The sequence below is a fragment of the Massilia sp. YIM B02443 genome, from assembly GCF_030411955.1.
In the GTDB taxonomy this organism is placed as follows: domain Bacteria; phylum Pseudomonadota; class Gammaproteobacteria; order Burkholderiales; family Burkholderiaceae_D; genus Telluria.
Window position 1 is genome coordinate 240,906 of the sequence record NZ_JASNRA010000003.1, and the last position, 19,660, is coordinate 260,565.

Here is a 19,660-nt window from a genome sequence, read left to right on the forward strand (position 1 = left end):
ACCAGGTCAGGTAACGATCAAATGGTTGAAATCGAATTAGACGGCAAGAAAGTCGAAGTCCCACCAGGTTCCATGGTGATGGACGCCGCAAACAAGCTCGGCACCTACATCCCGCACTTCTGCTATCACAAGAAATTGTCGATCGCGGCCAACTGCCGCATGTGCCTGGTCGAAGTGGAAAAAGCACCGAAGCCGCTGCCGGCGTGCGCCACCCCGGTCTCGCCGGGCATGATCGTGCGCAGCCACAGCGACAAGGCGGTGCACGCGCAGAAATCCGTGATGGAATTCCTGCTGATTAACCACCCGCTGGATTGCCCGATCTGCGACCAGGGCGGCGAATGCCAGCTGCAGGATCTGGCCGTCGGCTACGGCAAGAGCGGCTCGCGCTACGAAGAAGAAAAGCGCGTGGTGGCCCCGAAAGAAGCGGGTCCGCTGATCTCGATGGAAGAGATGTCGCGCTGCATCCAGTGCACCCGTTGCGTGCGTTTCGGCCAGGAAGTGGCCGGCGTCATGGAATTCGGCATGCTGGGCCGCGGCGAGCACTCGGAAATCACCACCTTCGTCGGCAAGACCGTCGACTCGGAAGTGTCGGGGAATATGATCGACCTGTGCCCGGTCGGCGCGCTCACCAGCAAGCCGTTCCGCTACTCGGCACGTCCGTGGGAACTGCAGCGCCGCAAGTCGGTGTCGCCGCACGATTCGCTGGGCGCCAACCTGATCGTCCAGGTCAAGGGCGGTAAAGTGATGCGCGTGCTGCCGCTGGAGAACGAAGCGCTCAACGAGTGCTGGCTGTCGGACAAAGAGCGTTTCTCGTACGAAGCGCTGGACAATGCCGACCGCCTGATCAAACCGATGATCAAGCAGGGTGGCGTGTGGCAAGAGACCGAGTGGCAGACCGCCCTCGAGTACGTCGCCCACGGCCTGCGCAACATCCGCCACGAGCACGGCGCCGACAGCCTGGCGGCCGTCGCCACCGCCCACTCGACGGTGGAAGAGCTGTACCTGCTGAACAAGGCGTTCCGCGGCTTCGGTTCCGACAACGTCGACTTCCGCCTGCGCCAGAGCGACTTCGCGCTGGACGGTAAAGTCACCCCATGGCTGGGCATGCCGATCGCGGACATCAGCAAGCTCAAGCGCGCCTTCGTCATCGGCTCGTTCCTGCGCAAGGATCACCCGCTGGTCGCCACGCGCCTGCGCGCCGCCACCAAGGGCGGCGCCCGCCTGTCGCTGCTTGGCGCGAGCGATGACGAACTCCTGATGCCGATCGCCCATAAACTGATCGCAGCGCCGGCCGACTGGCTGGTGGCGCTGTCCGAAATCGTGGTCGCGGTCGCCGCCGCCAAGGGCGTCGCCGCCCCGGCCGGTTTCGAAGCGGTCGAAGCGTCGGATATCGCCAAGTCGATCGCCGCCTCGCTGGTCGTCGTCGGTGACGTCGAACTGCCGGGCGCAGTCCTGATGGGCAACGCCGCCGCACAGCACCCGCAAGCCTCGAAGATCCACGCCGCTGCGCAATGGATCGCCGAACAGACCGGCTGCAGCTTCGGCTACCTGGTCGAAGCCGCCAACAGCGTCGGCGGCCACCTGGTCGGCGCAACGAGCGGCAAGGGCGAATCGCTGTTCGCGTCGCCGAAGAAAGCCTACGTGCTGCTCAACGCCGAACCGGAACTCGATGCGGCCAACCCGCAGCAAGCGACCGCCGCGCTGGCGCAAGCCGAGATGGTCGTGGCGATGTCGGCTTTCAAGCACGGCATGGACTACGCCGACGTGCTGCTGCCGATCGCGCCGTTCTCGGAAACCGCCGGCACTTTTGTCAACTGCGAAGGCCGCGCCCAAAGCTTCAACGGCACCGTGCGTCCGCTGGGCGATGCGCGTCCGGCCTGGAAAGTGCTGCGCGTGCTGGGCAACCTGCTGGGCCTGCAAGGCTTCGATTACGAAACCTCGGAATCGATCCGCGACGAAGCCTTCGGTAAGGGCAATACCGACCTCTCGGCCAAGCTGAACAACGTGTCGACCCTGGCGCCGACCGTGGGCTCTTACGCCCCGGCCGGCCAGCTCGAGCGCGTGACCGACGTGCCGGTGTACTTCACCGACGCCCTGGCGCGCCGTTCCGAGCCGCTGCAGCGCACTGCCGACGCGAATGCGCCGCTGGTCACGCTGTCGAAAGCGGTCGCCGAACAGATCGGCGTGCAAGCCGGCGACAGCGTCAAGGTCACCCAAGGTAACGGCTCAGCCGTGCTGGTGGCCGACGTCGATCCGCGCCTGCCGTCGAACGCGGTGCGTGTCGCCGCCGGCCATCCGGCCGTCGCGACCCTCGGCGCGATGTTCGGTTCCATCCAAGTTGAAAAAGCAGGGGAGGGCAAGTAATGGCAACGCCCGGTCTTATCGATAGTTTCACCGCCGGCGGGGCTGACCTGCTGGGCCCGGTCTGGCCGCTGGCCTGGACCTTACTGAAAGTGGTCGCGGTGCTCGCGCCGCTGATGATCTGCATCGCCTACCTGACCCTGTGGGAGCGCAAGCTGATCGGCTGGATCCAGATCCGCGTCGGTCCGAACCGCGTCGGTCCCGGCGGCCTGCTGCAGCCGATGGCCGACGGCCTGAAGCTCCTGATCAAGGAAATCGTGATCCCGGCGAAAGCCAACCGCAACCTGTTCGTGATCGGTCCGATCATGACCATCATGCCGGCGCTGGCGGCCTGGTCGGTGATCCCGTTCGGCCCGCAGTTCGCGCTGGCCGACGTCAACGCCGGCGTGCTGCTGCTGCTGGCGATCACCTCGATGGAAGTCTACGGCATCATCATCGCCGGCTGGGCGTCCAACTCGAAGTACTCGTTCATGGGCGCGATGCGCGCCTCGGCGCAGATGATCTCGTACGAAATCCCGATGGGCTTCGTGCTGGTCGTGGTGCTGATGGTGTCGGGCAGCCTGAACTTCTCGGATATCGTCGGCGCGCAACAAGTCGGCATGTTCGCCGACTGGGGCCTGACCTTCATGTCCTGGAACTGGCTGCCGCTGCTGCCGTTGTTCGTCATCTACATCATTTCCGGCCTGGCCGAGTGCAACCGTCACCCGTTCGACGTCGTCGAAGGCGAATCGGAAATCGTGGCCGGCCACATGGTCGAGTACTCGGGCATGTCGTACGCGATGTTCATGCTGGCCGAGTACGGCAACATGATCCTGATCGCCTGCATCGCCTCGCTGCTGTTCCTGGGCGGCTGGTCGGCGCCGTTCGCCTTCCTCGACGTGGGCGGCACCATTGGCGGCTTCATCGGCTTCTTCTGGCTGTTCCTGAAAACCTTCTGCATCGTTTCGCTGTTCATCTGGATTCGCGGCACGTTCCCACGCTACCGCTATGACCAGATCATGCGCCTGGGCTGGAAGGTCTTCATCCCGCTGACCCTGATCTGGCTGGTGCTCATCGCTGCCTGGATGCAGACGCCGTGGAATATTTGGAAGTAAGGAACAGACAATGTCACGAATGAAAGAAATCCTCGGCAGCTTGATGCTGACCGAGCTGTTCAAGGGCCTGGCCCTGACCGGGAAATACGCGCTCTCGCGCAAGATCACGGTCCAGTACCCGGAAGAAAAGACGCCGATGTCGAACCGCTTCCGCGGCCTGCACGCGCTGCGCCGCTACCCCAACGGGGAAGAGCGCTGCATCGCCTGCAAGCTGTGCGAAGCCGTGTGCCCGGCGATGGCGATCACGATCGAATCGGCGCAGCGCGAGGACGGCACCCGCCGCACCACGCGCTACGACATCGACCTGACCAAGTGCATCTTCTGCGGCTTCTGCGAAGAATCGTGCCCGGTCGACTCGATCGTCGAAACCCACGTGCTGGAATACCACGGTGAAAAGCGCGGCGATCTCTACTACACCAAAGAGATGCTGCTCGCCGTGGGCGACCGCTACGAAGCCGACATCGCCGCCGCCCGCGAGGCGGATGCGAAGTACCGCTAATAACTACAGGCTCGGGAAATGACTTTTACTAACGTTTTGTTCTACGTGTTCGCGGCCGTGATGGTGCTGGCCAGCCTGCGCGTCATCACCGCCAAGAACCCGGTGCACGCCGCGCTGTTCCTGGTGCTGGCCTTCTTCAACGCCGCCGGTATCTGGCTGCTGCTGAAGGCCGAATTCCTGGCCATCGTGCTGGTGCTGGTGTACGTCGGCGCCGTCATGGTGCTGTTCCTGTTCGTCGTCATGATGCTCGACATTAATATCGACCGCATGCGCGAAGGTTTCTGGGGCTACCTGCCACTGGCTGCCGGCATCGGCATCCTGATCGTGGTCGAGATGGGCGCCGTGCTGTGGAATGGCTACGCCAACTTCGCGCAGACGCCGGAAGCGGCCGCGCTGAACATCGGCGGCACCAAGGAACTGGGCCTGCAGATCTATACCAAGTACATCTACGGCTTCGAGATCGCCGCCGTGGTGCTGCTGGTGGCCATCATCGCCGCCGTTGCCCTGACCCTGCGCAAGCGCAAGGACAGCAAAGCCATCGACCCGGGCCAGGCGGTCCGCGTCAAGCGTAACGACCGCCTGAAGATCGTCAAGGTCGCCACGGTCAACCAGCGCGCCATCGACGCAGCGAACGTCGAGGCAGCAGCTGCCGCAGCCGCAGCCGCAGCGCCAGTCGAACCGAAGGAGCCGAAATGACCGTATCGCTCGCACACTACCTGATCCTGGGCGCGATCCTGTTCGCGATCTCGGTGGTCGGCATCTTCCTGAACCGGAAGAACATCATCATCCTGCTGATGGCCATCGAACTGATGCTGCTGGCGGTGAACCTGAACTTCATCGCGTTTTCCCATTACCTGGGCGACGCGGCGGGGCAGATCTTCGTGTTCTTCATCCTGACCGTCGCCGCCGCCGAATCGGCCATCGGCCTGGCGATCCTGGTGGTCCTGTTCCGTAACCTGGACACGATCAACGTGGAAGACCTCGACAGCCTCAAGGGCTGATTGGTCTCGCTCGATAACTTATAACGAATAAGGTTCAACAATGGCGGGGCAAATCTCTACCTCACTCTTACTGGCGGTGCCGCTGGCGCCGCTGGCAGGCTCGGCGATCGCCGGCCTGCTCGGCACCAAGTTCCTGGGCAATGTGGTCGGCCGCAAGGTGTCGCATACGGCGACCATCCTGGGCGTCGCGATCGCGCTGGTGATCTCGGTCATGACCCTGATGGCCACCCTGGACGGCTTCAAACTGAATGAAGACATCTACACCTGGATGACGATCGGCACGCTGAAGATGGCGGTCGGCTTCCAGATCGACACCCTGACCGCGATGATGATGTGCGTCGTCACGTCGGTGTCGCTGATGGTGCACATCTACACGATCGGCTACATGGCGGAAGACGACGGGTACAACCGCTTCTTCTCGTACATCTCGCTGTTCACGTTCGCGATGCTGATGCTGGTCATGTCCAACAACTTCCTGCAGCTGTTCTTCGGCTGGGAAGCGGTGGGCCTGGTCTCGTACCTCCTGATCGGCTTCTGGTACACCCGTCCGACCGCGATCTTCGCCAACATGAAGGCCTTCCTGGTCAACCGCGTCGGCGACTTCGGCTTCATCCTCGGTATCGGCCTGCTGCTGGCCGCGTCCGGTTCGATGCAGTACACCGAAGTGTTCGCGCAAGCCGACCAGCTGGCGCAAATGACCGTGCCCGGCACCGACTGGCCGCTGCTGACCGCCGCCTGCATCTGCCTGTTCATCGGCGCGATGGGCAAGTCGGCGCAGTTCCCGCTGCACGTCTGGCTGCCGGACTCGATGGAAGGCCCGACCCCGATCTCGGCACTGATCCACGCCGCAACGATGGTTACCGCCGGCATCTTCATGGTGTCGCGCATGTCGCCACTGTTCGAGCTGTCGGATGGCGCACTGAGCTTCATCATCGTCATCGGTTCGATCACCGCGCTGTTCATGGGCTTCCTGGGCATCATCCAGAACGACATCAAGCGCGTCGTCGCTTACTCGACCCTGTCGCAGCTGGGCTACATGACCGTAGCGCTGGGCGTGTCGGCCTACTCGGTCGCCGCCTTCCACCTGATGACCCACGCGTTCTTCAAGGCACTGCTGTTCCTCGGCGCCGGCTCGGTCATCATCGGCATGCACCACGACCAGGACATGCGTAACATGGGCGGCCTGCGCAAGTACATGCCGATCACCTGGATCACCTCGCTGATCGGCTCGCTGGCCCTGATCGGTACCCCATTGTTCTCGGGCTTCTACTCGAAGGACTCGATCATCGAGGCGGTGCACGCAAGCAATCTGCCGGGTGCCGGTTTCGCCAACTTCGCGGTGCTGGCCGGCGTGTTCGTCACGGCGTTCTACTCGTTCCGCATGTACTTCCTGGTGTTCCACGGTGAAGAGCGTTTCGGCAAGGCGCATGCCCATGATCACCACGATGCGCACCACACCAAGGCCGCCCACGGCGACCCGCACGCGCTGCACGATTCGGATGCGCACCATGAGGAAGAGCACGACGACCACGGCCACCACGGCCTGGCCCCGGGCCAGAAGCCGCACGAGTCGCCATGGGTCGTGACCCTGCCGCTGATCCTGCTGGCGATCCCGTCGGTCATCGTCGGCTACCTGGCCATCGGTCCTATGCTGCACGGACACTTCTTCGACGGCGTCATCACCGTCAACCCGAGCCACCCGGCAATGGCCGAACTGGGCGAGATGTTCCACGGCGCCGGCGCCATGGCGCTGCACGGCCTGCAGACCGCACCGTTCTGGCTGGCACTGGCAGGCGTGGTTGCCGCGTATTACTGCTACATGATCAATCCACGCGTGCCGGCATGGTTCTACGCCAAGCTCAAGCCGCTGCACACCCTGCTGGACAACAAGTACTACATGGACGCGTTCAACCAGAAAGTCTTTGCCGGCGGCGCACTCGGCGTCGGCAAGGGCCTGTGGAACGTGGGCGACCGCGGCCTGATCGACGGCCTGATCGTCAACGGCAGCGCCAAGGTGGTGGCATGGTTCTCGACGGTCACCAAGACCGCCCAGACCGGCTACATCTACCACTATGCGTTCGTGATGATCGCAGGCGTGCTGGCCGCCATGCTGTACTTCTTCCCGTTCTGGCGCGGTTAATCAGAGGCAGAGACAAAAAAAATGACGCAGTTATCCACTTTTCCACCGTACCTGAGCCTGGCGATCTGGCTCCCGATCCTGTTCGGCGTGCTGGTCCTGGCCGTCGGCCGCGACAAGAACGCCGGCATGGTCCGCATGCTGTCGCTCGTCGGCGCGGTCGTCAGCCTGCTGCCGACGATCCCGCTGATCACGAATTTCGACAACGCCGCCCACGGCATGCAGTTCTTCGAACAGGCAGCCTGGATCGAACGCTTCAACATCTTCTACCGCCTCGGCGTGGACGGCCTGTCGCTGTGGTTCGTGCCGCTGACCGCCTTCATCACCATCATCGTGGTGGCGGCGGCGTGGCAGGTGATTGAGGAACGTGTCGCCCAGTACATGGGTTCGTTCCTGATCCTGTCGGGCCTGATGATCGGCGTGTTCGTCGCCCTCGACGGCCTGCTGTTCTACTTCTTCTTCGAAGCCACCCTGATCCCGATGTTCATCATCATCGGCGTGTTCGGCGGCCCGAACCGTGTGTACGCGGCCTTTAAATTCTTCCTGTACACGTTCTTCGGTTCGCTGCTGACCCTGGTCGCGATCGTCTACCTGTACAACAAGTCGGGCTCGTTCAACATCCTCGACTGGCACAACCAGCCGCTGACGATGAAAGAACAGATCCTGATCTTCATCGCCTTCTTCATGGCCTTCGCCGTGAAAGTGCCGATGTGGCCGGTGCACACCTGGCTGCCGGATGCCCACGTCGAAGCGCCGACCGGCGGCTCGGTGGTGCTGGCCGCGATCATGCTGAAGCTGGGCGCTTATGGCTTCCTGCGTTTCTCGCTGCCGATCGCCCCGGACGCCAGCCAGTACCTGGCCCCGGTGGTCATCGTGCTTTCCTTGATTGCCGTCATCTACATCGGCCTGGTGGCCCTGGTGCAGAAGGACATGAAGAAACTGGTCGCCTACTCGTCGATCGCGCACATGGGCTTCGTGACCCTGGGCTTCTTCATGTTCAACGACCTGGGCGTGCAGGGCGGCCTGATGCAGTCGATCTCGCACGGCTTCGTGTCGGGCGCGATGTTCCTGTGCATCGGCGTGCTGTACGACCGAGTGCACTCGCGTGAAATCGCCGCCTACGGCGGTGTGGTCAACACCATGCCGAAGTTCGCCGCCTTTGCCGTGCTGTTCTCGATGGCCAACGCCGGCCTGCCCGCCACCTCGGGCTTCATCGGCGAATTCATGGTCATCCTGGGCGCGGTCGAGTTCAACTTCTGGACCGGCGTTGCCTCGGGCACCGCGCTGATCCTGGGCGCCGCCTACTCGCTGTGGATGGTCAAGCGCGTCATCTTCGGACCGGTCGCCAACAAGCACGTCGCCGAACTGACCGACCTGAACGGCCGTGAGTTCGCCATCCTGTCGGTGCTGGCGATCGCCACGCTGCTGATGGGCCTGTACCCGGCGCCGATCGCCGAAACGCTGCAGGTGTCGGTCACCGACCTCCTGCAACACGTCGCAGTCAGCAAAGTGCCTCAATAAACTGCCATGAATGAAATGAACTCCACATTGCTCGCGGCCACCGACACCAACCTGGTGCCGGTGTACGCCGAAATCTTCCTGCTGATCGCGGCTTCCGCGATCCTGCTGATCGACATGTTCCTGAAAGAGGGCAAGCGCAACCTGACCTATGGCCTGTCGCTGCTGGCCATCGGCGGCTGCGCCGCGTTCTCGTTCGTCGACTTCAGCGCCGGCAGCACGGTCTACACGTTCAACCACATGTACGTGTCGGACCCGATGTCGAACCTGCTCAAGCTGTTTACTTACCTGGCCACGGCCATGACCATCGTCTACTCGCGCCAGTACGCCGGCGAGCGCGGCATGATGTCGGGCAACCTGGGCGGCGAGTTCTACGTGCTGGCCCTGTTCTCGATGCTGGGCCAGATGATCATGATCTCGGGTAACAGCATGCTGTCGCTGTACCTGGGTCTGGAACTGATGTCGCTGTCGCTGTACGCGCTGGTTGCCCTGCGCCGCGATCACGCGATCTCGACCGAAGCGGCGATGAAGTACTTCATCCTGGGCGCACTGGCTTCCGGCTTCCTGCTGTACGGCATCTCGATGATCTATGGCGCCACCGGCACCCTGGACATCAACGCCATCAACGCCGCTGCCACCGCAGAGGGCGCCAACCGCACCATCCTGGTGTTCGGCCTGGTGTTCGTGGTGGCCGGCCTGGCCTTCAAGCTGGGCGTGGTGCCGTTCCACATGTGGGTCCCGGACGTGGTGCAGGGCGCCCCGACCGCCGTCACCCTGCTGCTGGGCGGCGCGCCGAAGATCGCGACCTTCGCCATGGTCATCCGCGTGCTGGCCGAGGGCCTGCCGTCGATGGCTTTCGACTGGCAACAGATGATGATGGTGCTGGCCGTGCTGTCGCTGGCGTTCGGCAACATCACCGCGATCGCGCAGACCAACATCAAGCGTATGCTGGCCTACTCGACCATCGCGCAGATGGGCTTCGTGCTGCTGGCCATGGTCGTGGGTAATGTTGATGGCGACACCACCAACGCTGCCGCCGCCTACAGCGCCGCGATGTACTACACCATCGTCTACGTGATCACCACCGTCGGCACCTTCGGCCTGATCATGATGCTGGCGCGCGCCGGCCATGAAGCCGAGCTGATCAGTGACTTCAAGGGCCTGGGCAAGCGCAGCCCATGGTTCGCGATCGTCGCCACCATCCTGATGTTCTCGCTGGCCGGCGTGCCGCCGATGGTCGGCTTCATCGCCAAGTACGCGGTGCTGCAGGCGGTGGCGAATGCGGGCATGGTGTGGCTGGCGGTCGTGGCCGTGCTGTTCTCGCTGATCGGCGCGTTCTACTACCTGCGTATCGTCAAGACCATCTGGTTCGACGAAGCGGTGGATGCGAGCGCCATCTCGACCCCGACCGACATGCGCGTCATCATGTCGCTCAACGGCGTCGCGATCGTGGTGCTGGGCATCATCCCGGGTGGTCTGCTGGCGATCTGCTACGCCACCATGCAGGCAACCCTGGCAAACTAAGCTTTGGATAATTCCATCGCTGCCTGGCTGGTGGTCGCCCTCGCGGCGGCCGCGGCCAATCTTCCTTTCCTCAGTGAGCGCGTCTTTGGCGTGGTTCCACTTCCTGGCCGCAGCAGCGGTCAGGAAGCAGGGGAGGCGCGCACCAAGCGCTTCCCGTTGCGCCTGCTCGAACTGATTGTCTTATACTTCCTCGTCGGCTTCGTCGCGCGCCTGCTCGAATCGCGTATCGGTTCGGTGTACGTGCAGACTTGGGAGTTCTTTGCGGTGACCGGGTGCCTGTTCCTGGTGCTGGCGTTTCCGGGATTCGTGCTGCGCTACCTGCGCAAGCGGCGCAATTAGATGACGTTGCCGACACAGCCATCATTCACTCAAACAATGGAGCGCGCATAGTGTCGGAACTCAAAGAAACCCGCCTCGACGGTGGCCTGGTGTACGACGGCCACTTCCTCAAAGTCGAGCGCGACCGCATCGAGCTGCCTAACGGCAAAACCAGCCACCGCGAATTCATCCGTCATCCGGGCGCCGTCGTCATTCTTCCTCTCTTGCCCGACGGCCGTGTGTTGCTCGAGCGCCAGTTCCGCTACCCAAACTCGCAAGTCTTCATCGAATTCCCGGCCGGGAAGATCGATCCGGGCGAACAGCACCTGGCCTGCGCCCAGCGCGAGCTGAAAGAAGAAACCGGCTACACGGCGGGCCGCTGGCGCTTCGTCTGCACCATCCACAACGCCATTGCCTATTCGGACGAGCACCTGGAACTGTTCCTGGCCGAAGACCTGGTCGCCGGCGAGCAGAAGCTCGACGACGGCGAGTTCCTGGAACTGTTCACCGTGACAGTGCCCGAGCTGCTGGAAATGGTACGGCGCGGCGAGATCACCGACGTCAAGACCATCATCGGCGCCTTCTGGCTCGAGAAGATCCTGTCCGGGACGTGGACGCCCGCCTGATCAGGATGGGCGTGCTGGCCGCCGGCCTCTTGGGCGCAGCCTGGCCGACCGCCGCGCAACAGCGCACGCCGTTCCAGGCCAAGTGCGAAGATACCATCGGCCAGTCGATCTCGGTGCTGTCGGCCCAGCAGCAGGGCTACCGCGTCGACCCCACCCGTTCCTTCTACGACCTCACTCGCTTGAAAGGACAGTCTCGCGCCAACGAATGGGTGCTCGGACTGACCCACACCGACGCCCGGATCGACATCAAGGCCGGCGGGCGCATGCTGCAGGATCGCGCCAGCGGCTACGAATGCATCATGCCACGGATCGACGTCTCGCTCACCTATCTGCCGATCATGGTCTACGTCAGCCGCGAGTTCCCGCCCGGGACCTGCTCGTACCGCGAGGTGATGGCGCACGAGATGCGGCATCTCAAGACCTACCAGGATTTTCTGCCGCAGGCTGAGGCGCGGGTGCGCGCTGCGCTCGCCAAGCGCTTCGCCGGCAAGCCGCTGTATGCGCCGATCGGCCAGGCCCAGGCATCGCTACAGCGCGAGATCGACCGCAGCTGGATGCCCTACATCAAGCGCGAAATGGCGAAGGTCGAGTTGCTGCAGGCCGCCATCGACACGCCGCAAGAGTACGCGCGACTGGGCAAGGTATGCGGAGGTGAGGTACAGTCTTTGCTTCGACCCAAGCGCCGCAACTGACACACCACTGAATGACCGAACACCAGAACACTCCAAACCAGGACATGACCGTGCGTCACGTTGCCCTGATCCCGGCCGCCGGGGTGGGTGCCCGCATGGCTGCCGGCAGTCCCAAGCAGTATTTGACCATCGGCAGCAAGCCGATGTTGCGGCATACCGTGGACGCGTTTCTCTCCAGTCCATTGATCGCACACACTTACGTCGTGGTCAGTGCCGACGATCCCTTCATCGACGGCGTCCTTCCGGATGCGAGCGAAGAGGGCGCACGGGTCACGGTCCTGCGCTGTGGTGGAGCGACCCGTATGGAGTCGATCCGCAACGGGCTGCGTGCAGTCCACGGCACGCTGGGCCAGAACGATTGGGTACTGGTGCATGACGCTGCCCGTCCTGGACTGGACGCGGAACTGATCGAACGCTTGATTACTGAAACCGGCGAGCACCCGGTCGGCGGCTTGCTGGCCCTGCCGGTAGTCGACACCGTCAAGCGCAGCGCCCTGGATAAAGTCAGCACCGTCCCGCGCGACAGCCTGTGGCTGGCGCAAACGCCGCAAATGTTCCGCTATCAATTGCTCGGTCGCGCACTCGATGCCGCGACCGATCCTTCCGCGATTACCGATGACGCCAGTGCGGTTGAAGCCCTCGGCCTGGCCCCCAAGTTAGTCGAAGGACATCCCCGCAACCTGAAGGTCACGCTGCCGTCCGACATCCGCATCGCCGAGATGTACCTGGCCGCGGCCGCCCGACCTTGAACCCGCCTTGAACCGACCATTACAAGCAAACCACACCATGGCACTCGCATCCTACAATCCTACCCCGCCGTTTCGCATCGGCACTGGCTACGACAACCACCGCCTGGTCGAAGGCCGCAAGCTGATCGTCGGCGGCGTCACCATCCCGCACCGCCTCGGCCTGCTCGGCCACTCGGACGCCGACGTGCTGCTGCATGCGATCATCGACTCGCTGCTGGGCGCGGCCGCGCTGGGCGACATCGGCAAGCACTTCCCGGACACCGACCCGATGTTCGCCGGCGCCGATTCGCGCACGCTGCTGCGCGAAGTGGCGCACCGCGTGCTCAACGCCGGCTACACCATCGGCAATATCGACGCCACCATCATCGCCCAGCAGCCGAAGATGGCGCCGCACATCCCGCAAATGGTCTCGCGCATCGCCGAAGATCTGGGCGTGTCGCCGCAGCAGATCAACATCAAGGCCAAGACCAACGAGAAGCTGGGCTACCTGGGACGCGAAGAGGGCATGGCGGCGCAGGCGACTGCGCTGCTGATCCGGGTAAACGCCGACTAAAAACCCGTATCTGGATGAATGCTGAAGCCTTGAGCAGTATCGACTGAACGCATGAATCTTCGTCCGAAGATACTATTGATGAAGGAGAGTTCTTCATGTCATCTAAAAGCAATGAACTTAGAGCACAACCGTTTCGGTAGGTACTGCTGATGATGTTATGTCCGGGGCAGATCTGATAAAGCCTGAGGCCTGATAAATTCCAGCTTGCGAATCCTGTCATTGACACAATGGACCCGCCAACCGAGATCTGGCCGCATTCACGTCGAGAGGATTGCCGCCAAAGGCGTTTGACTATACATTTTTTCAAGCACTTGCGAGGTTGCTCGAGAATTCTAGAGATATACTTGAGCAAGCCGTCCGCGCTGACTTCCAACGATCCCAAGCAATGAGGCTTTGATATTACCAAAGGATAAAGTAGATTTTGCGACCATTGCTGGTCATCTATATGGGGCACTCGCGAAACAGGCGCAATGCAATATGGTTGCGGTGGGCGCTCTTATTGAAGTTGCGAAAATAACGCGTTCTAGCGGGAATAGCGAAATAATTCAAAAAGCAGAAGATTTTCTGAAATTATCAAAAGAGCAAAACGACATACTGAATGTCGTACATGATGAGCTTCAGAAAATGACAGCTGCACTGAAAGAAGAGCTTAAAGAAGAGCTTAAAGAAGAGCTCAAAACTGCGCAGGATATGCAGACTGAAGAGAAGAAGGTTGAGTCTCATGACGGAACGTAACCATCTTCAGATAGTTGACTTGGAGTATCAGCTGGCGCAAGAGAAGATCGCAGAGCAAAAACAAACGGGTTTTGACGGCGGCGGCGGCGGGGGATATGATGGCACCATGGAAAAGCGCCTCACCGCTCTGGAAGCCCGGCTCGATGCAATTCTGCCGACGCTCGCCACTAAGGCCGATCTCACTGACCTGAAAATCGAGGTGGCTGGGGTTCGTACAGAGGTGACCAAATCTATCGGGGACGTCCGAACTGAGCTCGTCAAGTCGACCGGAGAACTAAAAGCGGAAATCACCCGTAGCACCGGTGAAACCCAGAAGTGGATGATTGCTACCGTTATTGGCCTGTTCGTGGGTTTCGGTGGGCTATTTATGGCCATGAGCAACGCTCTGAAACCTAGTGGGGCCAGCCAACCACATTCGACTCCCGCACAAGTGGTGTATGTGCCAGTTGCCCCGGGTACGACGCAGCCATCTGCGCCTCCAAGTCAAGCTGCTCCTGCTGTCCCACCGGGATAATGTGCTGTTCGACCAAGCCTCGCTAGAGCGAGGCTTTTGTTACCATTCTCAATAATATCGGGCACACTCCGAATCAATGCGGGCCGTTGACCTGCGTAAACAGCTCTTGATAGCCTGCTTGCCCCTGTGCGGCGGCGAAGCGCTGGCGATGGACGCGTTGCACCAGCACTTCCGGCGTATCGTATGTTTCCAGGAGTTGCATCACCTCGTCGATGAACTCGGCCAGCGGCATGGCGCGTGGATCGCTGGCCTGCTGCGCGCCCATCAGCTCTGTCTGTACGTAGGGCGGGGCGATTTCGATTACCTCGACCGCCGTGTCTTTCAACTGGTGCCGCAGCGATTCGCTGAACGAATGGATCGCGGCCTTGGTCGCGCTGTAGGTCGGCGTGATCGCCAGCGGCAGGAAGGCCAGGCCGGACGAGACGTTGACCACGTTTGAGGCGGCCTGCTTGCGCAGCTGCGACAGCAGGGCGGCCGTGAGCAGGATCGGCGCCAGCAGGCTGGTGGCAATGGTCGCTTGCGCCGTTGCGGTGTCGACGTTCTCCGCCGTCCAGTCTTCGGCGCGCATGATGCCGGCATTGTTGATCAGCACGTTCAGTGCCGGATAGTCGCACACGATCTGCTGCGTGAAGCGCGCGATGTCCTGCGCATCGGTCACGTCCAGCACGGCCGTCGCCATGCCGGGGTTCGCATTCGCGACCTCGTCCAGCACGGCCTGGCGCCGGCCGGCGATGATGACCTGGTTGCCGCGTCGATGAAAGGCTTCGGCCAGTGCGCGGCCGATGCCCGAACCGCCGCCGGTGATGAGCATGGTATTTCCAGTCGTTTTCATGAATCCTCCTTGCAAGTTGAACCAGGCTCCGAAGGCGCCAATCCGCCTCGAATCCGTGCTAGCCTAGTCGCAATACTCTCAAACAGGAAGTAGGCACTTTTTTGTGCTGTACGAACATAACGGTAAGGATTGGGCCGCGATGGGCAACAAGGCAGGACAACGGCATGTGGTCTTCGAACCACTGCAAGGAGGCGCCGGCGGACACCAGCCGCGTCCCGAGCTGGACGCACTGGTACTGGACGTGCTCGACCGCGTGGCCGACAAGTGGACCATGTGCGTGCTCGAGGTGCTGCACCAGCACGGCGTGCAGCGCTTTACCCGCGTGGGCGAACTGGTCAGAACGATCAGCCAGCGCATGCTGACCAAGACCCTGCGCCAGCTCGAAGCCGACGGCCTGGTGCTGCGCACCGTGCATCCGGAAGTGCCGCCGCGCGTCGAGTATCAACTAACCGAGATGGGCGCCAGCCTGTGCGCCGCATTCTGCAGTCTGTGGGTGTGGGCCGAACGGCACGAGCCGGAGCTGCGCCAGCACAAGCTCGCCCGCGCTGGCGCTACCGTGGAGCGCGGCTGACATGGCGCGCGACGCATGGGCCTACCGCGAGGTCGCGGTCGAATCGGTGCTCGATCAACGCAGCGGCAAGCTGCGCATCCGGCCGATGGCGGGGCAGGCGGTGTCCACCGGCATGCGCGTGCAATGCTCGCGTCAGCTGCTCGACACCGACGTCTATCCGCCCGGCACCCGCTTCCTGCTGTCGGCCAGGCTCACCGATCGCCTGGGCGGCGAACCGTTTTTGTATGCCTGGCACGGCGACCCGGTCAGGGTGCTGAGCGCGGCCGCCGCCAGGCGCTTCCTGCAAGCCTACCGCCGTTTGCGCCTGTGAGTCGCGTCCGGCAATAAGGACAGGAACGCAAGCTTGCAAAAATGGTTATCATCGGCCATCGACAACGACCTCATTCAAGGAACCATCATGGCCACCAAACACATTGCCGTCCTGGTCGGCAGCCTGCGCAAGGAATCGTTCACCCGCCGCGTCGCCAACAGCCTGATCGCGGTCGCCCCGGACAACCTGCACCTAGAGATCGTCGAACTGCGCGACCTGCCGCTGTACAACGAGGACGACGAGACCGCTACCCCGCCGGCGTCGTTCACCGCCTTCCGCGATGCGATCCGCAAGGCCGACGGCATCCTGTTCTGCACCCCGGAGTACAACCGTTCGGTGCCGGGTTGCCTGAAGAACGCGATCGACGTCGGTTCGCGCCCCTACGGCAAGGCGGTGTTCGCCAACAAGCCGGCCGCCATCGTCAGCGTCTCGCCGGGCGCGCTGGGCGGCTTCGGCGCCAATCACCACCTGCGCCAGATGTTACCGTTCCTGAACATGCCGACCATGCCGGCGCCGGAAGCCTACGTCGGCGGCGTCGCCTCCAAGTACGACGGTCATCAATTGACCGACGAATCGACGCGCGCCTTCTTCCAGCAATTCATGACTGCCTACGGCGCCTGGGTCGACCAGCATGCGGTCTAAGTCAGGTCCTGCAGGCCCTGTCGACACGACCGGCTGCGGGGCGGCCGGCCAATGATCCGTTCCACCGATTCGAAAATCGTCCCCACCGCGCCGCGCGACCTGCCTGCGCTGCTGGGCCGTCCCGGCGGCGGCTGGCGCGCGCGCATGTTCGACGTCATCTTCGGCACCGACACCCCGGCCGGGCGCCGCTTCGACATCGCGCTGGTGTGCCTGATCCTGCTCAGCATCCTGGTGGTGGTGCTCGACAGCGTGCCCGAGATCGGCGCCCGCTACGCGTCGGTGATGACGGCGCTGGAATGGACCTTCACGCTGCTGTTCACGGTCGAATACGTCGCGCGCCTGGTCTGCATCCAGCGTCCGGGGCGCTACGCCACCAGCTTTTATGGCGTGATCGACCTGGTGTCGGTGCTGCCGACCTACCTGTCGCTGCTGCTGCCGGGTAGCCAGGTGTTCCTCGACGTGCGCATCCTGCGCCTGTTGCGGGTGTTCCGCATCTTCAAGCTCACGCTCTACATCGAGGAATACCACAAGCTGGGCCAGGCGCTGGTGGCGAGCCGGCGCAAGATCATGGTGTTCCTGTCGGTGGTGCTGATGCTGGTGCTGATCCTGGGCACGGTGATGTACGTGATCGAAGGGCCGGAAAACGGCTTCACCAGCATTCCGATGGCGATGTACTGGGCCACGGTGACCATCACCACGGTCGGCTACGGCGACATGACGCCGCATACGGCGCTGGGCAAGGGCATCGCCTCGTTCATGATGCTGCTCGGCTGGGGCATCCTGGCGGTGCCGACCGGCATCGTCACCGCCGAGATGACCTCGCAGAAGCTGTCGCGCAACGCGCCGCGCGGCCAGCCGCGCCAGTGCGCGGCCTGCGGCAGCGGTGGACATGACCCGCGCGCCCACTTCTGCAAGGATTGCGGCGCGGCGCTGGCGCCGGCCGAGGCAGTACAGGAAGGTAGCTAGGCGGCCTGCTGGGCGAAGCGCGCCAGCGCCGACGCCGGCGTCAGGCGCGCCCGGGCGCTCTCCGGCGCCGCCGTCTCGCAGGCCGGCGCCGGGATCGAGCCGTCGCGCTCCAGCCAGTAGCTGAACTGGCCGAAGGTCGGCACCGCGTTCGGTTCCTGGTCCTGGAAGAAGTGCTCCAGCATCATGCGGTAGGCGGCGCGGCGCGAGAAGTCGTCGTGGCTGGCCGCATAGCGCGCGGCGGCGGCGCGGAAGATGGCGCGGATCCGCTCGTCGGCATTCAGGCCGGTGCCGGCATCCTTGCGCGGGCGGCCGCGCTTGATGCCGGCCGTGACCGCACGGGTGCGCCCCGGCGCGCCCGAGTTGCCGTAGTCGGGCAGCAGCGCGTCCGGGGTCTGGCCGCGTTCCCAGAAGCGGCGCAGGTAGCGCAGGATGCTCGACTTCGAGATGCCGTGCGCCGTGGCGTAGGCCGCCACCAGCGCGGCGCGGCGGCGCGGATCGTACAGCGCGCGGCGGTCGGCGTGCAGGGCGCGCACCGCCGACCAGGCCTTGGCCTGCAGCGCCAGGTAGCCGGCCGGCATGGTGTCGGGCGGAACCGGCGCCGCGCACGGGTCGACCAGCAGCCGCCGCGCGCGGCCCGAGGCCACGTCGTCGCGCAGCGCGCGCAGCGGCGCCGGGCTCGGCACCGCGGCGCGGCTGCGCAGTTCATAGGTATACGCCAGCGCGTGTTCGACGTCGATCCACAGGACGCGGATCGCGCGGTCGGGCGCCGTCACATATTCGAGCACATCGTTTTGCACCAACATCGCCTTCTCCCGGACGAGTTCACGGTGCTTTCTACCATGCAAGGATCGCGCCAGCTCAGTTTGCATGGATACGAATTCGTTTGTTCCAGATCAAAGGTTGAGCACGCTTGGGCCTTTAGCCTTCTAGGCTCGTGTCGTCAGGAAGTATCGAGCGCAGCGCCACATGCCAGAAATGCCCGCGGCTGGACAGGTTTGCTCCGGGATGGCCCGCTTCCGTGCACCGCCAGGGTGCGCGTGGGGCGGGCCGGGCACGCCGCGCCGCGCCGGGACTGCCGGCGGCACGCACTCCAACCAAACCAGAGAGGTTCCAGCATGTACCCATTCCCGCAATCCGTGACGCCGGCCGTGCGCAGCCACATGGACGCCCAGACCGCTTTTGTGAACGACATGTCGAAATCGCTGTTCCGCTCGTTCCAGCAGATGTGCGAACTGAACATCCAGCTGGCCCAGACCATGCTCGAGGAAACCACGCTCACCAGCCAGCAGGTGCTGAGCGCCGACCGCCAGTCCGAAGTGCTGAGCGCGGCATCGTCGCGCGCCCAGCCGGCCACCGAGAAGCTGCGTTCCTACCAGCAGCACATCGCGCGCCTGGCGAGCGACGCCCAGGTCGAACTGGCCAGGGTCACCGAGCAGCACGTGCAGAACACCACCCGCACCGCGCGCGCCCTGGTGGACGAAGTGGCGCGCACCTCGGCCGAAGAAGCCGAGCGCGGCATCCGCAGCCAGCAGGAAGCGATGCGCAACCTGTCCGATCCGTTCACCCGCCAGGACGGCGCCATCCACAGCCGCGCAGGCGACGGCGCCGCCCACGCGTCGCAGCCGAACGGCCAGGCCCAGGCCACCTCGACCGCCATCAGCGCCCAGCACGGCCAGGGCAGCCAGCAAAGCCGCCAGACCGGCGCTTCCTCGCACTAAGGTCTCGCGATCCTTCTCCGCTAAACCGCGGACGCCGGCCGGCTGCCTGCCTTGGCGGCTGGCCGGTCGTCGGCAGCACGCAATGCGCGCAATCCGAACAGGGGACGCAGCAATGCCGCCCGCTGTACTGCCTCGTACAGGGCAAAGCTGGCGGCCGCCGTCAGCGCCACCAGTAGCGGCGCTTCCAGCCCCGGCGCCAGGTTGCGCGGCTGCCATCGCGCCGGTAGTCTTCCACCGTGACCAGCACCATCAGTATTTAGAACAGGACCCACGCCAGGCTGCCGGCGATCCTCGGACGGG

At 63.5% G+C, this 19,660-nt stretch carries 22 protein-coding genes; 20 read left to right on the plus strand and 2 right to left on the minus strand.

Features of this window, described 5'->3' with window-relative positions:
* Nucleotides 1-21: 21 nt before the first annotated feature.
* The 15 genes from nuoG to QPK27_RS05480 all read left to right on the plus strand — a co-directional run bounded on the left by nuoG (nt 22) and on the right by QPK27_RS05480 (nt 14,321).
* Nucleotides 22-2,364, plus strand: coding sequence for an NADH-quinone oxidoreductase subunit NuoG (nuoG, locus tag QPK27_RS05410; protein ID WP_290417180.1), 2,343 nt, complete (start codon nt 22-24; stop codon nt 2,362-2,364).
* Nucleotides 2,364-3,455: an NADH-quinone oxidoreductase subunit NuoH gene (nuoH, locus tag QPK27_RS05415; protein WP_290417181.1), complete on the plus strand. Its 1,092-nt coding sequence runs from the start codon at nt 2,364-2,366 to the stop codon at nt 3,453-3,455. The genes nuoG and nuoH overlap by 1 nt, the downstream gene beginning before the upstream one ends.
* A 10-nt stretch (nt 3,456-3,465) precedes the next feature.
* Entirely contained in the window at nt 3,466-3,954 is a 489-nt protein-coding gene (gene nuoI / locus QPK27_RS05420; protein WP_290417182.1) for an NADH-quinone oxidoreductase subunit NuoI, read from the plus strand.
* 18 nt (nt 3,955-3,972) lie between these two features.
* Nucleotides 3,973-4,650, plus strand: coding sequence for an NADH-quinone oxidoreductase subunit J (locus QPK27_RS05425; protein ID WP_290417183.1), 678 nt, complete (start codon nt 3,973-3,975; stop codon nt 4,648-4,650).
* On the plus strand, nt 4,647-4,955 hold the full coding sequence (gene nuoK / locus QPK27_RS05430) for an NADH-quinone oxidoreductase subunit NuoK (RefSeq protein WP_183557698.1): 309 nt from the start codon (nt 4,647-4,649) through the stop codon (nt 4,953-4,955). Before QPK27_RS05425 ends, nuoK begins: the two co-directional genes overlap by 4 nt.
* 40 nt (nt 4,956-4,995) lie before the next feature.
* A complete protein-coding gene (gene nuoL, locus QPK27_RS05435) occupies nt 4,996-7,095 on the plus strand; it encodes an NADH-quinone oxidoreductase subunit L (RefSeq protein ID WP_290417184.1) in 2,100 nt (699 codons plus the stop codon).
* Between the two features lie 21 nt (nt 7,096-7,116).
* Nucleotides 7,117-8,613, plus strand: a complete 1,497-nt coding sequence (locus QPK27_RS05440; protein WP_290417185.1) for an NADH-quinone oxidoreductase subunit M — start codon at nt 7,117-7,119, stop codon at nt 8,611-8,613.
* 15 nt (nt 8,614-8,628) lie between these two features.
* Nucleotides 8,629-10,134 (plus strand): NADH-quinone oxidoreductase subunit NuoN, encoded by a 1,506-nt coding sequence (gene nuoN, locus QPK27_RS05445; RefSeq protein ID WP_290417186.1) that lies wholly within the window; start codon nt 8,629-8,631, stop codon nt 10,132-10,134.
* Between the two features lie 3 nt (nt 10,135-10,137).
* Nucleotides 10,138-10,473, plus strand: coding sequence for a DUF2818 family protein (locus QPK27_RS05450; protein WP_290417187.1), 336 nt, complete (start codon nt 10,138-10,140; stop codon nt 10,471-10,473).
* Between the two features lie 47 nt (nt 10,474-10,520).
* Nucleotides 10,521-11,078: an NUDIX hydrolase gene (locus QPK27_RS05455; protein ID WP_290417242.1), complete on the plus strand. Its 558-nt coding sequence runs from the start codon at nt 10,521-10,523 to the stop codon at nt 11,076-11,078.
* Nucleotides 11,063-11,770: a hypothetical protein gene (locus QPK27_RS05460; RefSeq protein WP_290417188.1), complete on the plus strand. Its 708-nt coding sequence runs from the start codon at nt 11,063-11,065 to the stop codon at nt 11,768-11,770. Before QPK27_RS05455 ends, QPK27_RS05460 begins: the two co-directional genes overlap by 16 nt.
* 11 nt (nt 11,771-11,781) lie before the next feature.
* Nucleotides 11,782-12,519: a 2-C-methyl-D-erythritol 4-phosphate cytidylyltransferase gene (gene ispD / locus QPK27_RS05465; protein WP_290417189.1), complete on the plus strand. Its 738-nt coding sequence runs from the start codon at nt 11,782-11,784 to the stop codon at nt 12,517-12,519.
* A gap of 37 nt (nt 12,520-12,556) precedes the next feature.
* Nucleotides 12,557-13,072 carry a 2-C-methyl-D-erythritol 2,4-cyclodiphosphate synthase gene (gene ispF, locus QPK27_RS05470; protein WP_290417190.1) on the plus strand — a complete coding sequence of 172 codons (516 nt, stop codon included), beginning with the start codon at nt 12,557-12,559 and terminating at the stop codon, nt 13,070-13,072.
* 393 nt (nt 13,073-13,465) lie between these two features.
* Nucleotides 13,466-13,807, plus strand: a complete 342-nt coding sequence (locus QPK27_RS05475; RefSeq protein WP_290417191.1) for a hypothetical protein — start codon at nt 13,466-13,468, stop codon at nt 13,805-13,807.
* Complete coding sequence (locus QPK27_RS05480) at nt 13,794-14,321, plus strand: hypothetical protein (protein WP_290417192.1); 528 nt, start codon at nt 13,794-13,796, stop codon at nt 14,319-14,321. The genes QPK27_RS05475 and QPK27_RS05480 overlap by 14 nt, the downstream gene beginning before the upstream one ends.
* Nucleotides 14,322-14,394: 73 nt before the next feature.
* Here the strand turns inward: QPK27_RS05480 and QPK27_RS05485 are convergent, their stop codons facing one another.
* Entirely contained in the window at nt 14,395-15,153 is a 759-nt protein-coding gene (locus tag QPK27_RS05485; RefSeq protein ID WP_290417193.1) for an SDR family oxidoreductase, read from the minus strand.
* Between the two features lie 166 nt (nt 15,154-15,319).
* Between QPK27_RS05485 and QPK27_RS05490 the strand changes: the two genes are divergently transcribed.
* The 4 genes from QPK27_RS05490 (at nt 15,320) to QPK27_RS05505 (ending at nt 17,642) form a co-directional block, all read left to right on the plus strand.
* Nucleotides 15,320-15,724 carry a helix-turn-helix domain-containing protein gene (locus tag QPK27_RS05490; protein ID WP_290417194.1) on the plus strand — a complete coding sequence of 135 codons (405 nt, stop codon included), beginning with the start codon at nt 15,320-15,322 and terminating at the stop codon, nt 15,722-15,724.
* Nucleotide 15,725: 1 nt separating this feature from the next.
* Complete coding sequence (locus QPK27_RS05495) at nt 15,726-16,034, plus strand: hypothetical protein (RefSeq protein WP_290417195.1); 309 nt, start codon at nt 15,726-15,728, stop codon at nt 16,032-16,034.
* An 87-nt stretch (nt 16,035-16,121) separates the two neighbouring features.
* Nucleotides 16,122-16,676, plus strand: a complete 555-nt coding sequence (locus QPK27_RS05500) for an NADPH-dependent FMN reductase (RefSeq protein ID WP_290417196.1) — start codon at nt 16,122-16,124, stop codon at nt 16,674-16,676.
* A gap of 51 nt (nt 16,677-16,727) precedes the next feature.
* A complete protein-coding gene (locus QPK27_RS05505; protein WP_290417197.1) occupies nt 16,728-17,642 on the plus strand; it encodes an ion transporter in 915 nt (304 codons plus the stop codon).
* Here the strand turns inward: QPK27_RS05505 and QPK27_RS05510 are convergent.
* Complete coding sequence (locus QPK27_RS05510; RefSeq protein ID WP_290417198.1) at nt 17,639-18,445, minus strand: hypothetical protein; 807 nt, start codon at nt 18,443-18,445, stop codon at nt 17,639-17,641. The two genes, QPK27_RS05505 and QPK27_RS05510, sit on opposite strands and share 4 nt — an antisense overlap.
* A 312-nt stretch (nt 18,446-18,757) precedes the next feature.
* Between QPK27_RS05510 and QPK27_RS05515 the strand changes: the two genes are divergently transcribed.
* Nucleotides 18,758-19,360, plus strand: coding sequence for a phasin family protein (locus QPK27_RS05515; RefSeq protein ID WP_290417199.1), 603 nt, complete (start codon nt 18,758-18,760; stop codon nt 19,358-19,360).
* Nucleotides 19,361-19,660: the final 300 nt, after the last annotated feature.